Raw genomic sequence first — 19,435 nt, forward strand, 5'->3', positions numbered from 1 at the left:
GGTCAAACTCCCACGAAGTAGCGAATGCCGATCAGTATGATCATGCCAAAAACACCGGCAAGGATGTCATCAAGCATGATGCCAAAACCACCACTGATCCGGCGGTCAATCCAGCGGATCGGCCAGGGTTTCAGAATGTCGAAAATCCTGAACATGACAAAAGCCGCGGCAAGCCAGGCAAGATCGGCGAACCCGTTACCCAAGGGTACAACAAGAATGCAAAGCCATTGCCCCGCAACCTCGTCGATAACAATTTCGCCCGGATCGTGAACACCGATCATTTCGCTGTATTTATGCGCAATGGGAATCCCGGCGACAAAGACGATGACAATCCCGGCCAAAAGGGCCGGATATCCCAAAAGGACGGCAATGGCCCAGCCAACGGGAACCGCGGCGAGTGATCCCATCGTGCCGGGAGCCTTGGTGGTTCGTCCGCTGTAAAACCATGTCGCGGCACAGGTCAGCATGAATTGGGATAAACGCATGTTTTGAACGCTGGTGATTGTATCGGAAGACCATTGAGTAACATATTGATGTGCAAAGCAGATGAATTTTTTGCCTTTAAGGATGTGTTAACGTGCTTGCCTGTCTTCGCGCTAACAGGTAGCGTAAAGAAAATAGATATTCAGCCGGGGTCTGAAAAAAAACTGGTTGTGCGTCGATTTCATATCGAACGGGCAATTTTGGGCAAATAGGGGTTAGACACTGAATATGTCGGCGTTGGAACGCGCGCGTCGCCTGTTGGAAAAATGGTTTCCGGATCGGCAGATACTTATCCGATCCAATGATTCCGTTTCCCAGCTACGTCTCGGTAAATACGCTCAGCTAATGCTGGCATCAATCGGGGTGATTGCGATCACATGGTCGGTCGGGGTATCGGGTTATTCCTGGTATCTAGACCAACGGCTTGCCGCGCGTGAAGAACAGCTGTTTCGCAGTGAGCTTTCCTACAACCAACTGATCGCCCGGGTGACGGAGAGTCAGCGCCGCTTTGGCGAGATCACGTCACAGATGGAAGATACCCATCGCAATCTTCTGTCGATGGCTGAAAAGAATTTGATGCTGCAGGCGCGGGTTCAGGATTACACCTCGAAGCTGGCTGTCAGTGAAAAGGAAAAGGTCCGGATTTCCGCGTTGCGGACATCAATGGATAACCAGATGAACGCGCTGCAGACCCAGATTGACGGTATTACCAACCGCAATCTTGCCTTGCGCGATGAACTGGAAACGGTTGAAACGGTTATGTCACGTGTGATGCGTGAACGTGACCAGGCCATGCAGCGTTCGAAAAAACTGCAATCGGAACTTGGTGAAGCACGTCAGCGTATTGCCGATCTGCACACCATCCAGAAGCAGGCGATGCAGCGCGTGGCGGAAACCGCAGACAGCACCATTCTGGAACTGGAATCGGTTCTTGAGATGACCGGTCTTACGGTTGACGAGATCATAACACCACCGATGAAGCCGCAGGCGCCGGGAAGTGCCGAAGTTGCCGGTGGTGTTGGCGGACCGTTCGTGGCGTTCGAGCCCGAGCATCCCGAGGACGAACAGTTTGTGAATGCCGCACTTGCCGTCGGGGATCGTATGGATCAGCTGGTAAGTCTGCATGACCGAATTAAAAGAACCCCGTTGGGGGAACCTGCGGATTCCTATTATCTTTCCAGTCCTTTTGGGAAGCGCAAGGACCCGATCAACGGCAAATGGGCTTTTCATTCCGGTGTTGATCTTGCCGGGCCCATGAAGACACCAATCCACGCGACGGCCCCTGGAAAGGTGGTGTTCGCCGGATGGAGCGGAAAATACGGGAAGATGGTTGAAATTGACCATGGTGACGGCCTTCGAACCCGTTTCGGACATCTATACAAGGTCCTCGTCAAGAAGGGCGACGAAGTGAATTTAAAGGGCAAAATCGCATTGATGGGAAGTACTGGCCGCAGTACCGGAAGCCACGTGCACTATGAAGTTCTGGTTCACGACAAGCCGGTAGACCCCATCAAGTTCATTGAGGCGGGACATTATGTTTTCAAAAACGAGCAAGACACAGCAGGGAACGAATAGTTCCCATAATTCGGCTTCCGAGAAAAAAGGCGGCCTGTCGATTATCAATTCCGACCTTCGGGTTACTGGCGACCTGATTTCTGAATCTGACGTTCAGGTCGACGGGTTTGTGAATGGCGACATTCGCACGCGCAATCTTACTATCGGCCAGCATGGCGAAGTGCGCGGCGAGATCGTTGCCGAAAAAGTCCGTATATGCGGTTCCGTCACCGGCCAGGTTCGCGCCCGTGATGTTTCACTGGCAGAAACAGCCCGTATGTTGGGTGATATTCTTCATGAAAGCCTGTCGATTGAGCCGGGCGCCCATATCGAAGGCCATTGCCGTCGTATCGAAGGTGCCGTTGAAGAGGGCGGTCTTACCGTCATTCAGGCAGGCCAGATCGTTGCGGCGAACGTGAAAAAAGAACACAAACAATAAACATCGCTGCTGGTGATCTTTCACCGATGCCAGCAAAAAGAAAAACCCGGAAAAGCGATATGCCGCTTTTCCGGGTTTTCTTTATCCGACCTGATTATACTCGGGGGCTTATGCTTTTTCCGGTTGTGCGACCAGGGGCAGCAATTCGTCCAACCCCTTTAGAACCACGTCTGCGCTATGCGACAGGCGTTCCATCGGTTGCTGTGTGCGGTTGATCCATGCCGTGCGGAAGCCGAAATGCCCGGCACCGGCAATATCCCAGCCGTTCGATGACTGGAACGATATTTCAGCCGGGGAAAGTTCCAGCTGATCAACGGCAAGCTGATAAACATCCGGGTGCGGTTTGTAGGTTTTAAGGTCGTCGACACAGATGATCTGATCAAACAGTGCCAGAATACCGGACGATTTGGCCGCCGATATCAGCATATGTTTGGCACCATTTGACAGGATCGCAAGTTTATGTCCCTGCGATTTAAGCGTCTTCAGTGTTTCGACGACTTCGGGGAATGTATCAAGCGACAGATAGGTTTCCATCAGCTTTGCCCGAAGGGCAGGGTCTTTTTTACCGATTGCCGCCATGGCGTAATCAAGGGCGTCGCCCGTGACGCTCCAGAAATCGGTGAAGTCACCCATCAGACTGCGCAACCACGTATATTCAAGCTGCTTTTGGCGCCAGATGCTTGATAGCCGGTCTCCTTCATCGCCAATCGTTCCCTTGAACCGGTTCACAGCCGATCCAACGTCGAAAAGGGTACCATAGGCATCGAAAACGAATGCGCGGCAGGACGTAAGTGCATTTTCTGACATTTTCTCTGGCCTCATCTGTCGGACAGGGTTCGATCAAATATGGTGTTATCTTTACCAAACCGCAAACGTCAAGTTAACGCCGTTCTATGCGGCCGGTTCCACAAGATCATTGGGAATCTGATGGTGCTTCTTCCTGTTGACCCATGGCGATTTCATCACGTGCGAAGCGGCGGCGATAGACATAGGTGCCTTCCATAACCCGCTGAACGTAATTGCGTGTTTCGCTATAGGGAATCATTTCAATCCAGTCGACGGGATCAACATCTGCATCCCGCGGATCACCATATTCGGCAATCCACTGACGAACGCGGCTTGGACCAGCATTATAGCTGGCGATGGTCAGGATTTCCTCGCCATCCCAACGGTCCAGCAGGCGTGTCAGATATTCCCGCCCGAGCGAGATGTTAAATCCCGGGTCGCTAGTCAGGCGTGATGTTTCGTAATCCAGTTTAAGATCCTTGGCCATGCGTTCTGCGGTTGCCGGCATCAACTGCATCAGGCCCCGTGCCCCGGCAGACGATACGGCTTCGGGGTTAAACAGGCTTTCCTGACGCATGATTGCATGAACCAGTGCCGGGTCGGGATTATGACCAAGCGGCACCTGTTCATGAACGGGGTAGGCTGCATCAAGATAGCCGCTGCCGGTACGGATGCTGCGCTTGGCGGCGATAATCGCAAGGTCGGCACGGCCGTATTCGCGCGCAAGATCGGTTGCCATTGCAAGATATTCGGGTTCGTCATGCGCATAGACAAGTGCCATGACAAACGGGCGAATGATATTGCCAAGCCCCATCTCGCCGAGCTTGCGGGTTACCTGTGTCAGTTCCTGTGATTCGAAATCGGCACGTTGCTGTTCTGTCGGGATCGGTTGCTCGACAGAGTAGCTTGGTTTGACGCCCAATGCGTCAATTGCCAGCTGACCATAGAAAGTATGGGCATGGTCGGCGGCAAGTTTGTACCATTCGCGCGCCTTGTCCTTGTCACCAATCGCATCATTGGCGCGCCCCGCCCAATAGGCACCGCGCGCCTGGCTGATCGGGTATTGCACCACGTCATACAGGTTCTGGAAATGGGTCAGGGCAATGCGCGCATCGCCCAGGAACTCCAGCGCGATCCAGCCGGCAAACCATTCGGCTTCGGCAATATCACCGGCATCGCTTTGGCCATGGTTGGCAACCAGACGATAGGAATCGGTAATGTGGCCTTTCTGAAGGGCACGACGGGCCAGAATGGCCTTTTCGATCCACCAGTATTGCGGGCGGATCGATATATAGGCGAGGTCATTGGCCTGCGAGAGCAGCAAATCACGTGCTTCCTGATCGCGGTCCTTGATCCGGCGCCAGCGAACGCGTTCATAGATAAGGCCCGGATCGTTCTGGTATTTCTTTGGGACACGGTTGATTGCGCCGTCAACACCGGGGTCGAGCGACCGCAGGGCTGCACGTGCCTTGGCCAGCAAAAGATAATCCTTGCTGACATATTTTTCGGTACGGCTCGCCGGGCCAAGACGGCCTTCCCATAGAAGGCGGTCAAGACGCTGCTGATGGGTTTCCTGATCGATATATTTGCCGTAACGATCCAGAAAACGTTTTTCCTGACCGGTTCCGAAATTCTCGTGTACCCAACTGTTGCGGATCAAAGTGGTCGCAGCGTCGGTTTCGCCAGACGCGAGGAGGGCCTTTATCTGCCGGGTGGCACCGTCTGCCGTAACCGGCGCAGACCGCTTGAACCATGCCAGCACCACATCGTTGGGTACGGCATCTGTCATGGCTTCTTCGGCGCGCTGACGCAGCAGAGCCTGACTGGGCCATTTCGGGTTGGCATCAATGAAATTTGTGATTTCTTCGAAGCTGCGACCGGAATTCGGGCTGATCAGCCACATCCATTCGCTGGCTTTTTGCAGCAGCGGGTCATCAAAGTTCGGAAGAAGTTTTTCGAATGTTTTTGTGCGGCCGTCTTCCAGCGCATCAAGAAACACATTAAGCCGCGCACGGCTGACAGATGAGAATGCCGGTGACGGCGGCAGTTCTGTCAGAATGTTTTCATCCTGACCTGCTGCGTATGCCTTATCGCCAATCGGCGCCAGAAAAGTGATTACACCGAGTGCCAATGCGCAGATCGAAACACCACGGAAAGACGCATGCGCCATTTAAATTTCCCCTTTTGCCTTGCGGCAGGTAATGCGCTCCAGACAGCCTTATTATGGCAGTGAAACAGTCAATTGCCAATCGGTCGTGAGAGGAAAGAGTAACCTTGATCAAACAAGGCGCGCTTTAATGTATACAGACGCTTGCGGGATGCCTTAACAGCCGCTATTTTCGCGTCGCTTTCAATCCACGATAAGATTTGGAGATATCGATGTTTAAGGGTTCGATTACCGCTTTGATTACACCGTTCACACAGGATGGTGCAATCGATGAGAAAGCGTTCCAGTCGTTTGTGGATTGGCAGCTTAAACAGGGCACGACCGGTGTTGTGCCGGTCGGAACCACAGGTGAATCGCCGACTTTGAGCCATGCGGAACACCACCGCGTTGTCGAACTGGCACTTGAAGTTGCCAAGGGCCGCGGCCCGGTTATTGCCGGAACCGGTTCAAATTCGACCGCAGAGGCGATTTCGCTGACCCGCCATGCCCAGAATGCCGGGGCGGATGCGGCACTTGTGGTGACGCCTTATTATAACAAGCCCGGTCAGCGCGGTCTTTATGCGCATTACAAGGCGATCCATGACGCGACCGACATTCCGATCGTGATCTACAACATTCCGGGCCGCTCGGTCGTGGACATGTCTGTTGATACGATGGCGCAGCTTTCGAAGCTGCCGCGTATCGTCGGGGTAAAAGACGCGACCAGCGATCTGGAACGTCCGGCATTGACGCGTTTGGCGGCAGGGGCGGATTTCTGCCAGTTGTCGGGCGAAGATGGCACCATCGTTCCGTTCCTGGCACAGGGTGGTCATGGCTGCATTTCGGTCACGTCCAACATCGCACCGAAGCTTTGCGCGGAATTGCATACCGCATGGGCAGCCGGGAACATCGCCAAGGTTCAGGAGTTGAATTATCGACTTCTGCCGGTTCACAAGGCAATGTTCTGTGAAACCAGCCCGGGGCCGGTCAAATATGCAGCCGAGCTTCTTGGCCTTTGCGGCAGCCACATGCGTTTGCCGATGGTCGAGATTACCGAAGAATCCAAGCAGCGTGTCGAAACCGCGCTGCGCAATGCCGGAATTTTGTCCTAAGGGATTAATTTCGGCCTACAAGTTGTTGTAATGGCACCGAAAAAAGAAGACAGCAATACCAAGGTCGTCGCGCAAAACAGGCGGGCCCGTTTCGATTTTTTCCTGACGGAAACTTTTGAAGCCGGGGTCGCCCTGCGCGGGACCGAGGTCAAATCGCTTCGTGACGGCAAGGGGAACATTCAGGAATCCTATGCCGAAGAAAAGAACGGCGAGATCTGGCTGATCAATGCCTATATCCCGGAATATCAAAGCAAGATGCCGTTCGGCCATGAAGAACGCCGTCCGCGCAAACTGCTTTTGCATAAACGTGAAATCACGAAAATGAGCGACGCCCTGAACAAAAAGGGGTTCACCCTTGTTCCGGTAAAGCTTTATTTCAATGACCGCGGCATCGCCAAGCTTGAACTGGCGATCGCGGAAGGCAAGAAAAAGGCTGACAAGCGCGAAGCGGTCAAGGAACGTGACTGGCAGCGTGACAAAGCCCGGATCATGCGGGATTTCGGATAATAGTCCTGCCTCGCAAGCATGTGTATTGCTTGCCAATGGCGATAGAATGCATAAATGGCGCAGACATGGTGAACATGACTGCGCCATTTTTCGTATGATGTGGTCAGGGAGGATGATGAATGGCTGATGGTTTCAGTGGCAAGATCAAGCAAAAGCTGATCGAAGCGAAACAGAAATGGGCGGAAAACGGCCGTCTTTTGACGGGAAAGGCCGATCATGCCCATGAAAATCGCCTGCCACCCGGCCAGCGCGAGGTCAAAGACTGGCCGGTGCTTGATCTTGGCATCACGCCACATGTCGGAACGGATGAGTTTCGCCTGACGATTGACGGCGAGGTTGAAAACCCGGTCACGCTTGATTTCAGCCAGTTGCTTGATCTACCGCCCTTTATGGCAAAGAACGATATTCATTGTGTTACCAGTTGGTCGCGTTACGACAATCACTGGCAGGGTGTGTCTGCCTTGTCGCTTGCCGATCTGGTAAAGCCGACATCAGATGCCCGTCATGTACTTTTCACCGCCCACGACGGTTATACGACCAATGTGCGGATTGATCAGTTTCTCGATGATGATGTTTTACTTGCCCATCATTGGGAAGATGCGCCACTGACCGAGGAACATGGCGGCCCGGTTCGCGTGATCATCCCCAAGCTGTATTTCTGGAAAAGTGCCAAATGGGTGAAGCAGATAACATTTTCCAAAACCGACAAACCCGGATTTTGGGAAGTACGTGGCTATCACAATAATGCCGATCCATGGACGGAAGAGCGATATGGCTAGGAAAATCAGAACTTTCGAAAACGGAATGCGGAATCTGTTGAAGTCCGGTTTATGTGGACTGATTTGCCTGATGATTGGAAATTCTGCCATGGCTGGCGATAAAGCGATGAATGCTCACGATTTTTCATTCCCATCAATTGACGGGGGAGAAATCAATCTTGCGGATTATCGCGGCAAGGCGGTTCTGGTCGTCAATACCGCGTCGATGTGTGGCTATACACCGCAATATACCGGGCTTCAGGCACTCTGGTCGGAATACCAGGCGGATGGATTGGTTGTTCTGGGAGTTCCATCGGGTGATTTTGGTGGGCAGGAATATGCCGATGACAGTGAAATCAAGGATTTCTGCACCGTCAATTTTGATGTCGATTTCCCGATGACCACCAAACAGTCGGTTCGTGGAGACGATGCGCATCCGTTCTTTAAATGGGCGGAGGCGGAACTTGGCAGCGATCAGGCCCCGAAATGGAACTTCCACAAATATCTGGTCGATCCGAACGGCAATCTGGTTGCCAGTTTTGCCACCCGGATCAAGCCGGAAGATGATGCGGTTGTGAGCGCAATCAAGGAAGCTCTGGCCGGGGCTTGATGCCGGTCCGGATCAGCGCCGTCCATCCATGACATCAAGAAAAACAAGACCATACTGGTCCAGTTTCTTGACGCCGACACCATTGATCGATGCCATATCCTGCAATGTCCGCGGTTTGAACCGGACCATTTCCCAAAGCGTTCTGTCACTGAAAATGACATAGGGCGGGACATTCTGGCTGCTGGCAAGCTCGCGGCGCAGGTTGCGCAGGCGTTCCCACAGATCGCGGTCTTCCTCGCTCTCGAACTCGGTATCGAAATCACGCAGCCGCTTGGTCATGGCACGTTTGCTTTCGCCCGGATCCTTGCGCATTTCAACGACTTTCTCGCCGCGCAGCACAGGACGGGATTCCTCGGTCAGGTAAACACCACCATGGCCTTCGACATCAACCTGAAGATAGCCCATGGCAAGCAACTGGCGGAAAACAGATCGCCATTGCGGTTGGGAAACATCCTTGCCGATACCATAGACGGAAAGATCGTCATGATTGTTTTGGCGGATTTTTTCGGTTTTACGTCCCATCAGGACTTCGATGATGTGGGCCGGACCGAACCGCTGTCCGGTGCGGTAGACCGCTGAGAGTGCCTTGCGGGATGCATCTGTTGCGTCCCAGGTATCAACCGGCTCAAGACAGGTATCGCAATTGCCGCAGGGTTTTGCGTCTTCTTCACCGAAATAGGACAAAATGACCTGGCGACGGCATTTTGTGGTTTCGGCAAGGCCGACCAAGGCATCAAGCTTGCGGCTTTCAATGCGCTTCTGACTGTCAGGTGCGTCAGATGATGCCAGCATGGAGCGGATGGAAACGATATCGGACAGATCGTAATTCATCCATGCATTGGCCGGAAGGCCGTCGCGGCCCGCACGGCCGGTTTCCTGATAATAGGCTTCCATGCTTTTGGGCAGGTTCAGATGGGCGACAAAGCGGACATTCGGCTTGTCGATCCCCATGCCAAAGGCAACCGTTGCGCAAATGATCAGACCGTCTTCGCGCAGGAACCTGTCCTGATGAAGCTGCCTTGTTTCCTGTGTCAGTCCGGCGTGATAGGGCAAGGCGGGGCGCCCGTTATCGGACAGCCATTGGGCAACGTCTTCGGTTTTGCGGCGAGACAGGCAATAGACGATGCCGGCATCTTCGGGATGTTCCCGGTTCAGGAACGACAGAAGGCGCTGTTTTGAATTGCCCTTTGTTTCGATCCGGTAGGTGATATTGGGTCGGTCAAAACCGGTCAGAAAACATTGCGCATTCGTCAGATGCAGGTTTTCGGCAATGTCCTTGCGGGTCGGGGTATCTGCCGTTGCGGTCAGGGCAACACGCGGCACATGCGGGAAGCGCGTTGGCAGCAGATCAAGCCTGCGATATTCCGGCCGGAAATCATGCCCCCACTGCGAAACGCAATGGGCTTCGTCAATCGCGAACAGCGATATGCTGATCCGGTCAAGCAGGTTCAGAAAACGATCCGTCGCAAACCGTTCAGGTGCCACGTAAAGCAGATCGATATCGCCATCAACCGCACGGGTTTCTATTTCGCGTGCAGCTTCGGGCGTAAGTGTTGAATTTATAAAGGCCGCCTTGACGCCAAGCTGGCTTAGTGCGTCGACCTGATCCTTCATTAGCGCAATCAGTGGTGACACAACAACGGCGGTTCCGGGGCGACACAGGGCGGGAATCTGATAACACAGGGATTTGCCACCACCCGTTGGCATCAGAACCAGTGCATCGTTGCCGGCAATCACATGGTCGATGATTTCGGCCTGCTGGCCACGGAAACTGTCATAGCCGAATACTTCGCGCAGAACGTCAATCGGCAGACGTTGCATGGGTCGGTCGAGCAGGTCGGGTAGGGGTGCTGTATCAGGCAATTTAACGGTCCAGATGTGCGCGGATATCGGCAAAGACGTTTTCAAACATCTCCGGCGTCAGGCGATAGGTCTGGGTGTTGTAGCGCGAACAGTGATAGCTATCAAACAGTGTGATGCCATTTTCCATTTGATGGGATGCACCATGACCGAATTTCAGGGATGAAAGCTTCAGGCCAAAGGTGCGCAACATGGCCTGATGGGCAACCTGTCCAAGGCACAGAATGGCCGAAAGGTTTTTCATCGCGCCAAATTCGCTGATCAGGAAGGGACGGCAGGTATTGGCTTCGGGGCCTGTCGGCTTGTTTTCCGGCGGCACGCATTTGACGGCATTGGTGATCCGGCAATCAATCAGTTCAAGTCCGTCATCCGGACGTTTTGCATAGGTGCCCTTGGCAAAACCGAATTTCCTGAGCGTGTCATAAAGAAGATCACCGGCGTAATCGCCGGTAAACGGGCGACCGGTTGCATTCGCCCCCTTTAAGCCCGGTGCAAGTCCAACCACAAGCAGGCGGGCATCAATGGGCCCAAAAGGGCGAACCGGACCGTTATAGAAATCGGGAAATTTTGCCTGATTGGCACGGCGAAAATCAACAAGGCGCGGGCAAAGTTGGCAGTCCCTGTCGGGTTGAAGATAGGTGGTCATGGCGTGTCCGACAGTTTGCCGGGCGCAATTTGTTCTGCGCCCGGTCATTTAATCAACAAAAGAGGAGATTAATCGAAATCAATTTCATCAAGATCAGGATGTTGCGGATGATCGTCAAAATCCGGATGGTCATCTTCGCGACGTTGCTGAACCTTGCGCGCGATTGTGCCTTCCAGTTCGGTCAGTTCGATAAAGTTGTCGGCCTGACGACGCAGTTCGTCGGCAACCATCGGGGGATTCGATTTGACGGTCGATACAACGGTAACACGAACACCTTTGCGCTGAACCGCGTCGACAAGACGTCGGAAATCGCCATCGCCCGAGAAAATGACAACATGATCAAGATGCTGGGCCATTTCCATGACATCGATCGCAAGCTCGATATCCATGTTGCCCTTGATTTTCCGGCGACCGGCGGCATCGGTGAATTCCTTGGTCGGTTTGGTGACCATGGTGTAGCCATTATAGTCAAGCCAGTCGACCAGCGGACGGATGGGGGAGTATTCCTGATCTTCGATCAGCGCGGTGTAGTAGAAGGCACGGATCAGTTGACCCTTTTGTGCAAAAAGATCCAGCAAGCGTTTGTAATCTATGTCGAAACCAAGTGCTCTGGCCGCGGCATAGAGGTTCGAGCCGTCAATGAACAGCCCGATGCGTTCCTGCGGGTAAAAAATCATCTGAAAATTCCTCAAACATAGCTTTTTAATAATGCCGTTTCCAAAATTCGGGAAACGCCGACTTTTTTACCGTGCAACTGCACACAAAGAAAGGGCGAAAATATCGTGGACACAACGGGATCGCTTCCGTAGTTATGCGCCAGCATCCCCGCAAATGATGTGCAACAGCCCGTTTCGTGAGCAAGCCGACCATGAACAACGACACTGCCCGTAATGACAGGGTGATCCTGATCGCCTTTGGCGCCAATCTTCCTACCGAGGAATATGGGGCGCCTGCCGATACATTGAAAGCGGCCCTTAAACGATTGGCGGAGGATGGCGACATTTCTGTGGCAAATGTATCCCCGTTCTACGAGACCGCCCCGGTTCCGGTTTCGGACCAGCCCTGGTATGTCAATGGCGTTGCGCGGCTTGAAACGGTTTTGGGCGCGCATGATCTTCTGGCGCGTTTACACAAGGTTGAGGCCGAGTTTGGCCGCGTTCGGCGCGAAAGAAACGAGGCGCGTGCCATCGATCTTGATCTGATTGCCTATGGCGATGATCTGGTGATCGAGCAGGGTGGTATTCAGGTGCCCCATCCGCGCATGCACCAACGGGCGTTCGTTCTGCTGCCGCTTCGCGATATCGTTCCGAACTGGCAGCATCCGCAGCTTTGTCAGTCGATTGATGATTTGATCGGGGCACTTCCGGCGGATCAGGAAATCCGCAAACAATCCTGATATGCGTAAAGAACCGCTAAAAACCTTCCCATCCGGACGGCTTCGCTGTTGCAACAATCCAAATGCGACGCTATAAAGTCCGGTCTGGACACCCCAAAAGTATTTCTGGAGACATTTATGGCGCGCGTTACCGTCGAAGATTGCGTTGAAAAGATTCCGAACCGCTTCGAGCTCGTGATGCTGGCAGCTCAGCGTGCACGCAACATCTCGGCCGGTGCCGAACTGACCATTGATCGTGACAACGACAAGAACCCGGTTGTTGCCCTGCGCGAAATTGCAGAACAGACCGTTGATTATGACGATCTGCGCAATGGCATGGTTTCCGGCTTGCAGCGGCATGTGGAATCCGATGAGCCTGAAGAAGCCGAAGACGATTTTGGTCCGAAGCTGATGGCAGAAGCAATTGAAGATGCTTCGGTTGGCGTGACCATCCCGTCCGCTGACGAAGACGAATAAGGTCAAGTAACCTTGTTCTGAGACAACTTTCAAAAGAAAAGCCACGGTGATTATCTTCCGTGGCTTTTTTTTATCCAAATCGTACTATCTTATGAAGGGGTATGGATTTAGCCCCGTCAGACGAATACGGAGAAGCCACTGAATGATGCGCCAATACGAACTTGTGGAACGGGTTAAGGCCTATGATCCGGATGCATGCGAAACGTCGCTGAACCGGGCATATGTCTATGCTACCCAAAAACACGGTTCACAGAAGCGCGCCAATGGGGACCCGTATTTTTCCCATCCGATCGAAGTCGCCGGTATTCTGACGAACTACAAACTTGATTGCGACACGATCATCACGGCACTGTTGCACGACACCATCGAAGACACCGATGCAACACCGCAGGAAATTACCAAGCTGTTTGGCAGCAACATCATGAAGCTGGTCGATGGTGTGACCAAGCTGACCCAGATCGAGCTTAAATCTGCCGACTCAAAACAGGCAGAGAATTTCCGCAAACTGTTGCTGGCGATGTCCGAGGACATCCGGGTTCTGCTGGTGAAGCTTGCCGACCGTTTGCATAACATGCGCACGCTGCATTACATCCCGAAACCGGAAAAGCGGGTGCGGATTGCCGCCGAAACGCTCGAGATTTATGCGCCGCTTGCCGAACGCATCGGTATGCATGACATCAAGGAAGAACTTGAAGACCTTGCCTTCCAGCATATCAATCAGGAAGCACGTGATTCGATCCGTGCCCGACTGGAGTTCCTGCGCGAGAAGGACGACAATGTCGTCAACCGCATTGTCAGCGAGCTGAAAGAAGTCATCAGCCGTCAGGGGCTGTCGGTCGATATTTACGGGCGTGAAAAGCGTCCTTATTCGATCTGGCAGAAGATGCAGCGCAAGAACATCACCTTTGGTGAACTGTCCGATATCATGGCGTTCCGTGTTCTGGTCGAGGACATGCCGCAATGCTACGAGGTTCTTGGCTATCTGCATGCCAACTACAAGGTCGTGCCGGGCCGGTTCAAGGATTACATATCGACCCCCAAGCCGAACGGCTACCGATCCATTCATACCACCGTACTTGGCCCGGAAAATCATCGCATCGAGGTGCAGATACGCACCCGGCAGATGCACGAGGTCAACGAAAACGGTGTGGCTGCACACTGGGCCTATAAACAGGGCAGCGGGGATGAAAACAAGGAAGGCGTTCAGTATCGCTGGCTGCGCGATCTGCTTGATATCCTTGAACATGCCTCAGAACCCGAAGAATTCCTTGAACATACCAAGCTTGCGATGTTCCAGGATCAGGTGTTCTGTTTCAGCCCGAAAGGCGATGTGATTGCATTGCCGGCTGGTGCCACGCCTGTCGACTTTGCCTATATGATCCATACCCATATCGGCGACACCTGTGTCGGGGCGAAAGTGAACGGCGCGATGGTACCGTTGCGCACGACCCTGAATAATGGTGATCAGGTCGAAATCGTAACCTCGAAGGCGCAGACACCGAATCCCACGTGGGAACGGTTTGTCGCGACCGGCAAGGCGCGCGCGCGTATCCGCCGTTTCATCCGCCAGCAGCAGGAAGACCAGTACAAGGATCTGGGAAAGGCCATTCTGCAAAAGGCCTTCCGGCAGGAAGGTTACGATTATTCCGACAAGGCAATCGATGGTGTCCTGAAGATATTCAAACTGCCAAGTGTAGATACGCTTCTGGCGTCAGTCGGGGCAGGGCACCATACCGGCCGCGAGATTGTTCATGCGGTTTTCCCGGGCACGAAAGATGTCGAAACCGCGCGCAAGGTCGTGCCGCTGGAACGTGCGCGCAATCGCAAACATGACCACGCCATACCGCTTAAGGGGCTGATCCCGGGCATGGCTGTTCACTATGCCGGGTGCTGCCATCCGCTTCCGGGGGACCGGATTGTCGGCATCGTTACGACCGGCAAGGGTGTCACGATTCATACAATTGATTGCGATACGCTTGAAACCTTTACCGAGCAGCCTGAACGCTGGCTTGACGTTGGCTGGGACAATGATGGCGAGCCGGAACATTTCATCGGGCGCCTTGGCCTGACTGTCGGGCATGAGCAGGGGGCGCTGAGTTCAATTACCAGCGTGATTGCCAAGAACCACGGCAATATTACCAACCTTCGCTTCACCAACCGCACGCAGGATTTCTTTGAAATGCTGATCGATATTGATGTGGTTGACGTCAAACATCTGACCAACATCATCGCGGCATTGCGCGCGACACCTGTGGTCAACACCGTTGAGCGTGCACGCGGATGAAACAGGATTGTGAAGGAGTTCGCCTTTTGGGCAAATCGGGCGCAAAATCCTTGCCAAGCGGGCGCCTAACACTTACGCATATGCCACACCTGTTTTACGCCTGTCCCGTTTGGCCTATGAATTGATCCTGCATGTTCCGGCGCCGCATCAAACCGACATCCTTTGAACGCATAAGAAATGTGCTTTGGCCGCGCGGAGGCTGGCGCAGATCGTCGCGATATTTCGCCCATCGTGTGGCACGACTGCCGGGAACGCCCTACAGCATCGCTTCGGGGTTTGCCATCGGGGCCGCGGTATCCTTTACCCCTTTCATCGGCTTTCATTTTGTTCTGTCGGCGCTGTTCAGCATACTGACACGAAGCAATCTGGTTGCGTCTTTACTCGGAACCATCGTCGGCAATCCCTGGACATTTCCGTTCATCTGGTTGTGGCTTTATACGTGCGGCAACTGGATTCTTGGAACGAACCTTGCGACCGATACTGTCCATTTCAATATGGCGGTGCTCTGGGACTTTGTGGTCATGGGGCTAAACTATATCGGTGGGGGACTGATTTTCGGTCACTGGGATACGGCCGATCAGGCTGCCCTGGCGCGGCTTTGGGAAAGTATCGTCGACATCATCTGGCCGATGATGGTTGGTTGCGTTCCCACTTCACTTGTCGTCTGGATGCTGTTTTACTTCCCTGTACGCCGGGCCGTCGTCATCTATCGTCACAACCGCATCCTGCGCCGGATGAAAACATCCGAACGTCATGGGCTTGGCCCGATGCTTGAAAGTGCGAAAAAGAAAATCGGGACGGCTGCGGCCCACGCCACCAAAAAGCAGGACGAAAAGCAATGAGCGCGAAATTAAGGCTGGGTGTGAATATCGACCATGTTGCCACGATCCGCAATGCGCGCGGCGGTGTGCATCCCGACCCGGTAAGGGCGGCAATCCTGGCCGCAAAAGCCGGTGCGGATGGCATAACAGCCCATCTGCGTGAAGATCGTCGCCATATTTCAGATAACGATATCAAACGCTTGCGCGCCGAAATTGATCTTCCGCTGAATTTCGAAATGGCCGCGACGGATGAAATGCTGGCGATTGCGGTTGCGGCAAAACCGCATGCTGCCTGCATCGTTCCGGAAAAGCGCGAAGAACGCACGACCGAAGGCGGTCTGGATGCCGCAGGCGGGCATAATCACCTGCATAAATATGTTTCGGAACTTGGGGCAGCGGGGATTCGTGTTTCGCTGTTTATCGAGGCATCAAGGGCGCAGCTTGATGCGGCCAAACATCTTGGCGCGCCCGTTGTTGAAATTCACACCGGTGCCTATTGCGATAAAACGGGCGAGGCACGGGCGCACGAGCTGGAACGTATTCGGGATGCCGTTCGCTATGGTGCCAGTATCGGGCTTGAAGTTCATGCCGGACATGGTCTTAGCTTTGATACGGTTTCACCTGTCGCGGCGATGCCGGAAATTGCCGAGCTCAATATCGGCCATTTCCTGATTGGCGAGGCGGTGTTTACCGGCCTGGAACACAGCATTGCAGAAATGCGTCGATTAATGGATCTGGCACGCCAGGAAAGTGACAACGCACAATGATTATTGGCATTGGCACCGATCTGTGTGATATCCGGCGGATTGAAACAGCGCTGGATCGTCATGGCGAACGTTTCATGAAGCGCGTTTTCACCGAGATCGAGATCGCACGTGCCGTGCGCCGCCCGCACAGGACGGCATCGTCACTGGCGATGGCATTTGCGGCAAAGGAAGCATGTTCCAAGGCATTGGGAACAGGTTTTCGTCGTGGTGTGTATCACAGCACCATGGGGGTTGTGCATCAGCCCAGTGGCAAGCCTGACATGGTGTTGATTGACGGCGCGCTGAAAAGACTTGAAGAATTGACGCCAACAGGAAAAGTTGCATCAGTTTATGTAACGCTGACAGACGAATACCCGTTGGCGAATGCGGTCGTGGTAATTTCGGCCGATTGATTGGTAAAAAATGATTGGTTTAGATACTGAATGGAAAAGCTAGTGCAAAAGAAGAAAACGGGTGGACTTCTGGACACCTTGAAAACCGTTTTCTGGGCCATTGTGATCGCGCTTCTGGTTCGGACATTCGCCTTCGAACCGTTTAATATTCCATCTGGTTCGATGATCCCGACCTTGCTGGTTGGCGACTATTTGTTCGTGTCGAAATTTTCCTATGGATATTCAAAGCACAGCCTGCCATTCAGCGTGCCGCTGATTCCCGGGCGTATCATGTCGTCCGAACCGGAACGCGGCGATGTGGTGGTTTTCAAACTGCCTGCCGATCCGTCGCAGGATTACATCAAACGTGTTATCGGCCTGCCGGGCGATACGGTTCAGGTTACCAATGGTCGTTTGCTGATTAACGGCAAAACCGTCGAACGTGACCGGATCGAGGATTACATCCTGACCGATGGCAGCGGGCAGGCGATTGCCGTGCCGCAATATATCGAAACTCTTCCGAACGGTAAGGTTCACCGCATCCTTGAAATCTTTGGCGATCAGGGGCCGAGCGACAACACCGAACCCTTTACCGTTCCCGAAGGGCATTTCTTCATGATGGGTGACAACCGCGACAATTCGGCAGACAGCCGTGCCTTCCCGTCGCGGTTCCGGTTCGTTCCGATCGAAAACCTCGTGGGACGTGCGGAATTCCTGTTCTATTCCAAAGACAGCTCGCAGCCGATTTATGACTTGGGCAGCATCCGGTTTGACCGGTTGTTCCAGGGAGTTAACTAATGGCCGAAACTGCGCCATTGATTGCTGAAATTGATCACGAATTTGCGCAACCCGATCTGCTTCGGGTTGCGTTGACGCATCGCAGTGCCGCCAAAGGCAAGGATGCGTTAAGTGGTGGCAATGAACGGCTGGAATTTCTTGGCGACCGTGTCCTTGGGCTTGTTGTTGCCGAAATGCTTTACACGCGGTTTGGTCGCGAACGCGAGGGCGCGATGGCCAAGCGTTTTGTCGCCCTTGTCCGTCGTGAAACGCTTGCGAGGCTGGCGCAGCAGATTGGTCTTGGCAATCACATTCAAATGGCAAAAGGCGAACGTGCCGCAGGTGCAGACACCAATCCCGCCATTTTATCTGATTGCATGGAAGCAGTGATTGCCGCACTCTATCTTGACGGCGGGCTGGAGCCCGCGAGAGTGTTTATTGAACGGCTTTGGCTGCCGCTTCTCGATGAAGCGCCCAAGCCGCCGCAGGATGCTAAAACCCGTTTGCAGGAACTGTTGCAGGGACGCGGCAAACCATTGCCGAAATATGAAATGGTTGGTCGTCAGGGCCCAGCACATGCACCTGTCTTTACCATCGAACTAAGCACCGGAGACGGTGAAAGCGTAAAGGCCGAGGGCAAATCGAAACGCGAGGCGGAACAACTGGCCGCTCAATTGATGTTGGATACACTGAACCATGAATGAGGTTCCCACGCCTGTGAACGAAGACAGATTACCTTATCAGCAGCGGTGCGGATTTGTCGCACTGGTCGGTGCGCCAAATGCCGGTAAATCAACCCTTCTGAACCAGCTTGTCGGTACGAAAGTATCGATTGTGTCCCCCAAGGTGCAGACGACACGGACGCGCGTGCGCGGAATCGTCATGACCGACGACGCACAGCTTGTTTTCATCGATACGCCGGGTATCTTTGCACCGAAACGCCGTCTTGACCGGGCGATGGTCAAAGCCGCGTGGAACGGCGCGGACGATGCCGATCTGGTTGTGCTTGTCATTGATGCTGGGGCAGGGATCACCGAAGAAGTCCGCGCGATCATCGACCAGCTAAAAACACAGAACCGCAAGGCCATTCTTGCGATGAACAAGGTCGATAAGGTCGCCGACAAGGAAAAGCTTCTTCGTCTGTCGCAGGAGTTTTTCGCCGAGGAAGTTTTCACCGATGTCTTCATGATTTCGGCAAAGAAAGGTTCCGGCACACAGGATCTAGTGAATTTCCTGGCTGCGAAAATGCCTGATGGGCCCTGGATGTTCCCGGAAGACGACGTTTCGGATATGCCGTTGCGCCTTTTGGCGGCCGAGATCACGCGCGAAAAGCTTTATTATCAGCTACAGCAGGAATTGCCGTATTCGGCAACGGTGGAAACCGAACTGTGGGAAGAGCGCAAGGACGGATCGGTCAAGCTGGAGCAGACGATTTTCGTGGAACGCGAGGGCCAGAAAGCCATCATCCTCGGCAAAGGTGGCAAGCGCATCAAGGCGCTTGGCAGTGATGCCCGCAAGGAGCTGGAAGCCATTTTTGAACGTCGCGTTCATCTGTTCCTGTTCGTCAAGGTCCGGGAAAACTGGGGCGATGACCCCAACCGCTTTGCAATGTGGGGACTTGATCCCAACGCTTGAGGCATGTCCGGCAAGCGAGACGCGATT

At 53.8% G+C, this 19,435-nt stretch carries 21 protein-coding genes; 15 read left to right on the forward strand and 6 right to left on the reverse strand.

Annotated features, from left to right (window positions below; genetic code table 11):
• Positions 1 to 2 precede the first annotated feature (2 nt).
• Entirely contained in the window at positions 3 to 485 is a 483-nt protein-coding gene (locus AUP42_RS02725) for a phosphatidylglycerophosphatase A (protein ID WP_062948672.1), read from the reverse strand.
• 226 nt (positions 486 to 711) lie between these two features.
• On the opposite strand from AUP42_RS02725, the gene AUP42_RS02730 reads away from it, so the two are divergent.
• On the forward strand, positions 712 to 2,058 hold the full coding sequence (locus AUP42_RS02730; protein WP_062948674.1) for a M23 family metallopeptidase: 1,347 nt from the start codon (positions 712 to 714) through the stop codon (positions 2,056 to 2,058).
• Positions 2,018 to 2,476 carry a bactofilin family protein gene (locus AUP42_RS02735; RefSeq protein WP_062948676.1) on the forward strand — a complete coding sequence of 153 codons (459 nt, stop codon included), beginning with the start codon at positions 2,018 to 2,020 and terminating at the stop codon, positions 2,474 to 2,476. The genes AUP42_RS02730 and AUP42_RS02735 overlap by 41 nt, the downstream gene beginning before the upstream one ends.
• A 108-nt stretch (positions 2,477 to 2,584) precedes the next feature.
• Here AUP42_RS02735 and AUP42_RS02740 read toward each other — a convergent pair whose 3' ends face one another.
• Positions 2,585 to 3,283 carry a haloacid dehalogenase type II gene (locus AUP42_RS02740; protein ID WP_062948678.1) on the reverse strand — a complete coding sequence of 233 codons (699 nt, stop codon included), beginning with the start codon at positions 3,281 to 3,283 and terminating at the stop codon, positions 2,585 to 2,587.
• Positions 3,284 to 3,389: 106 nt separating this feature from the next.
• Positions 3,390 to 5,432 (reverse strand): lytic transglycosylase domain-containing protein, encoded by a 2,043-nt coding sequence (locus AUP42_RS02745; protein WP_062948680.1) that lies wholly within the window; start codon positions 5,430 to 5,432, stop codon positions 3,390 to 3,392.
• A gap of 209 nt (positions 5,433 to 5,641) precedes the next feature.
• Here AUP42_RS02745 and dapA point away from each other — a divergent pair, with 209 nt between their 5' ends.
• The 4 genes from dapA (at position 5,642) to AUP42_RS02765 (ending at position 8,395) form a co-directional block, all read left to right on the forward strand.
• Entirely contained in the window at positions 5,642 to 6,520 is an 879-nt protein-coding gene (dapA, locus tag AUP42_RS02750) for a 4-hydroxy-tetrahydrodipicolinate synthase (RefSeq protein ID WP_062948682.1), read from the forward strand.
• A 30-nt stretch (positions 6,521 to 6,550) separates the two neighbouring features.
• Positions 6,551 to 7,027 carry an SsrA-binding protein SmpB gene (gene smpB, locus AUP42_RS02755; RefSeq protein ID WP_062948684.1) on the forward strand — a complete coding sequence of 159 codons (477 nt, stop codon included), beginning with the start codon at positions 6,551 to 6,553 and terminating at the stop codon, positions 7,025 to 7,027.
• A gap of 119 nt (positions 7,028 to 7,146) precedes the next feature.
• Positions 7,147 to 7,806 (forward strand): sulfite oxidase-like oxidoreductase, encoded by a 660-nt coding sequence (locus AUP42_RS02760; protein WP_062948686.1) that lies wholly within the window; start codon positions 7,147 to 7,149, stop codon positions 7,804 to 7,806.
• Between the two features lie 88 nt (positions 7,807 to 7,894).
• The gene (locus tag AUP42_RS02765) at positions 7,895 to 8,395 is read left to right on the forward strand and encodes a glutathione peroxidase (RefSeq protein ID WP_231858134.1); all 501 of its coding nucleotides are present in this window, start codon (positions 7,895 to 7,897) and stop codon (positions 8,393 to 8,395) included.
• A 12-nt stretch (positions 8,396 to 8,407) separates the two neighbouring features.
• On the opposite strand, the gene recQ is transcribed toward AUP42_RS02765, so the two are convergent.
• The 3 genes from recQ to AUP42_RS02780 form a co-directional block, all read right to left on the reverse strand.
• Positions 8,408 to 10,216: a DNA helicase RecQ gene (recQ, locus tag AUP42_RS02770; RefSeq protein WP_062948688.1), complete on the reverse strand. Its 1,809-nt coding sequence runs from the start codon at positions 10,214 to 10,216 to the stop codon at positions 8,408 to 8,410.
• A 43-nt stretch (positions 10,217 to 10,259) separates the two neighbouring features.
• Positions 10,260 to 10,901: a uracil-DNA glycosylase gene (locus AUP42_RS02775; protein ID WP_097050202.1), complete on the reverse strand. Its 642-nt coding sequence runs from the start codon at positions 10,899 to 10,901 to the stop codon at positions 10,260 to 10,262.
• Positions 10,902 to 10,969: 68 nt separating this feature from the next.
• Complete coding sequence (locus tag AUP42_RS02780) at positions 10,970 to 11,578, reverse strand: NYN domain-containing protein (protein ID WP_062948692.1); 609 nt, start codon at positions 11,576 to 11,578, stop codon at positions 10,970 to 10,972.
• A gap of 191 nt (positions 11,579 to 11,769) precedes the next feature.
• Here AUP42_RS02780 and folK point away from each other — a divergent pair, with 191 nt between their 5' ends.
• The 9 genes from folK to era all read left to right on the forward strand — a co-directional run bounded on the left by folK (position 11,770) and on the right by era (position 19,408).
• The gene (gene folK, locus AUP42_RS02785; protein ID WP_062948694.1) at positions 11,770 to 12,297 is read left to right on the forward strand and encodes a 2-amino-4-hydroxy-6-hydroxymethyldihydropteridine diphosphokinase; all 528 of its coding nucleotides are present in this window, start codon (positions 11,770 to 11,772) and stop codon (positions 12,295 to 12,297) included.
• Positions 12,298 to 12,414: 117 nt separating this feature from the next.
• Positions 12,415 to 12,753, forward strand: coding sequence for a DNA-directed RNA polymerase subunit omega (gene rpoZ / locus AUP42_RS02790; RefSeq protein WP_062948696.1), 339 nt, complete (start codon positions 12,415 to 12,417; stop codon positions 12,751 to 12,753).
• Between the two features lie 142 nt (positions 12,754 to 12,895).
• A complete protein-coding gene (locus AUP42_RS02795; protein WP_062948698.1) occupies positions 12,896 to 15,037 on the forward strand; it encodes a RelA/SpoT family protein in 2,142 nt (713 codons plus the stop codon).
• A 131-nt stretch (positions 15,038 to 15,168) separates the two neighbouring features.
• Complete coding sequence (locus AUP42_RS02800; protein WP_062948700.1) at positions 15,169 to 15,879, forward strand: DUF2062 domain-containing protein; 711 nt, start codon at positions 15,169 to 15,171, stop codon at positions 15,877 to 15,879.
• Positions 15,876 to 16,625 carry a pyridoxine 5'-phosphate synthase gene (locus AUP42_RS02805; RefSeq protein ID WP_062948702.1) on the forward strand — a complete coding sequence of 250 codons (750 nt, stop codon included), beginning with the start codon at positions 15,876 to 15,878 and terminating at the stop codon, positions 16,623 to 16,625. Before AUP42_RS02800 ends, AUP42_RS02805 begins: the two co-directional genes overlap by 4 nt.
• The gene (gene acpS, locus AUP42_RS02810; RefSeq protein WP_062948704.1) at positions 16,622 to 17,017 is read left to right on the forward strand and encodes a holo-ACP synthase; all 396 of its coding nucleotides are present in this window, start codon (positions 16,622 to 16,624) and stop codon (positions 17,015 to 17,017) included. Before AUP42_RS02805 ends, acpS begins: the two co-directional genes overlap by 4 nt.
• 42 nt (positions 17,018 to 17,059) lie before the next feature.
• Entirely contained in the window at positions 17,060 to 17,794 is a 735-nt protein-coding gene (gene lepB, locus AUP42_RS02815; RefSeq protein ID WP_404969441.1) for a signal peptidase I, read from the forward strand.
• A complete protein-coding gene (rnc, locus tag AUP42_RS02820) occupies positions 17,794 to 18,477 on the forward strand; it encodes a ribonuclease III (protein ID WP_062948708.1) in 684 nt (227 codons plus the stop codon). The genes lepB and rnc overlap by 1 nt, the downstream gene beginning before the upstream one ends.
• The gene (gene era / locus AUP42_RS02825) at positions 18,470 to 19,408 is read left to right on the forward strand and encodes a GTPase Era (RefSeq protein WP_062948710.1); all 939 of its coding nucleotides are present in this window, start codon (positions 18,470 to 18,472) and stop codon (positions 19,406 to 19,408) included. The genes rnc and era overlap by 8 nt, the downstream gene beginning before the upstream one ends.
• The last annotated feature ends 27 nt before the right edge of the window (positions 19,409 to 19,435 follow it).

This window comes from Thalassospira lucentensis (assembly GCF_001613805.1).
Lineage (GTDB): Bacteria > Pseudomonadota > Alphaproteobacteria > Rhodospirillales > Thalassospiraceae > Thalassospira > Thalassospira lucentensis_A.

What these genes read in the sequence shown, in the direction of transcription:
- AUP42_RS02725 (WP_062948672.1), bottom strand. Translation starts at nt 485, where the DNA reads ATGCGTTTATCCCAATTCATGCTGACCTGTGCCGCGACATGGTTTTAC.
- AUP42_RS02730 (WP_062948674.1), top strand. Translation starts at nt 712, where the DNA reads ATGTCGGCGTTGGAACGCGCGCGTCGCCTGTTGGAAAAATGGTTTCCG.
- AUP42_RS02735 (WP_062948676.1), top strand. Translation starts at nt 2,018, where the DNA reads ATGTTTTCAAAAACGAGCAAGACACAGCAGGGAACGAATAGTTCCCAT.
- AUP42_RS02740 (WP_062948678.1), bottom strand. Translation starts at nt 3,283, where the DNA reads ATGTCAGAAAATGCACTTACGTCCTGCCGCGCATTCGTTTTCGATGCC.
- AUP42_RS02745 (WP_062948680.1), bottom strand. Translation starts at nt 5,432, where the DNA reads ATGGCGCATGCGTCTTTCCGTGGTGTTTCGATCTGCGCATTGGCACTC.
- dapA (WP_062948682.1), top strand. Translation starts at nt 5,642, where the DNA reads ATGTTTAAGGGTTCGATTACCGCTTTGATTACACCGTTCACACAGGAT.
- smpB (WP_062948684.1), top strand. Translation starts at nt 6,551, where the DNA reads ATGGCACCGAAAAAAGAAGACAGCAATACCAAGGTCGTCGCGCAAAAC.
- AUP42_RS02760 (WP_062948686.1), top strand. Translation starts at nt 7,147, where the DNA reads ATGGCTGATGGTTTCAGTGGCAAGATCAAGCAAAAGCTGATCGAAGCG.
- AUP42_RS02765 (WP_231858134.1), top strand. Translation starts at nt 7,895, where the DNA reads ATGGCTGGCGATAAAGCGATGAATGCTCACGATTTTTCATTCCCATCA.
- recQ (WP_062948688.1), bottom strand. Translation starts at nt 10,216, where the DNA reads ATGCAACGTCTGCCGATTGACGTTCTGCGCGAAGTATTCGGCTATGAC.
- AUP42_RS02775 (WP_097050202.1), bottom strand. Translation starts at nt 10,901, where the DNA reads ATGACCACCTATCTTCAACCCGACAGGGACTGCCAACTTTGCCCGCGC.
- AUP42_RS02780 (WP_062948692.1), bottom strand. Translation starts at nt 11,578, where the DNA reads ATGATTTTTTACCCGCAGGAACGCATCGGGCTGTTCATTGACGGCTCG.
- folK (WP_062948694.1), top strand. Translation starts at nt 11,770, where the DNA reads ATGAACAACGACACTGCCCGTAATGACAGGGTGATCCTGATCGCCTTT.
- rpoZ (WP_062948696.1), top strand. Translation starts at nt 12,415, where the DNA reads ATGGCGCGCGTTACCGTCGAAGATTGCGTTGAAAAGATTCCGAACCGC.
- AUP42_RS02795 (WP_062948698.1), top strand. Translation starts at nt 12,896, where the DNA reads ATGATGCGCCAATACGAACTTGTGGAACGGGTTAAGGCCTATGATCCG.
- AUP42_RS02800 (WP_062948700.1), top strand. Translation starts at nt 15,169, where the DNA reads ATGTTCCGGCGCCGCATCAAACCGACATCCTTTGAACGCATAAGAAAT.
- AUP42_RS02805 (WP_062948702.1), top strand. Translation starts at nt 15,876, where the DNA reads ATGAGCGCGAAATTAAGGCTGGGTGTGAATATCGACCATGTTGCCACG.
- acpS (WP_062948704.1), top strand. Translation starts at nt 16,622, where the DNA reads ATGATTATTGGCATTGGCACCGATCTGTGTGATATCCGGCGGATTGAA.
- rnc (WP_062948708.1), top strand. Translation starts at nt 17,794, where the DNA reads ATGGCCGAAACTGCGCCATTGATTGCTGAAATTGATCACGAATTTGCG.
- era (WP_062948710.1), top strand. Translation starts at nt 18,470, where the DNA reads ATGAATGAGGTTCCCACGCCTGTGAACGAAGACAGATTACCTTATCAG.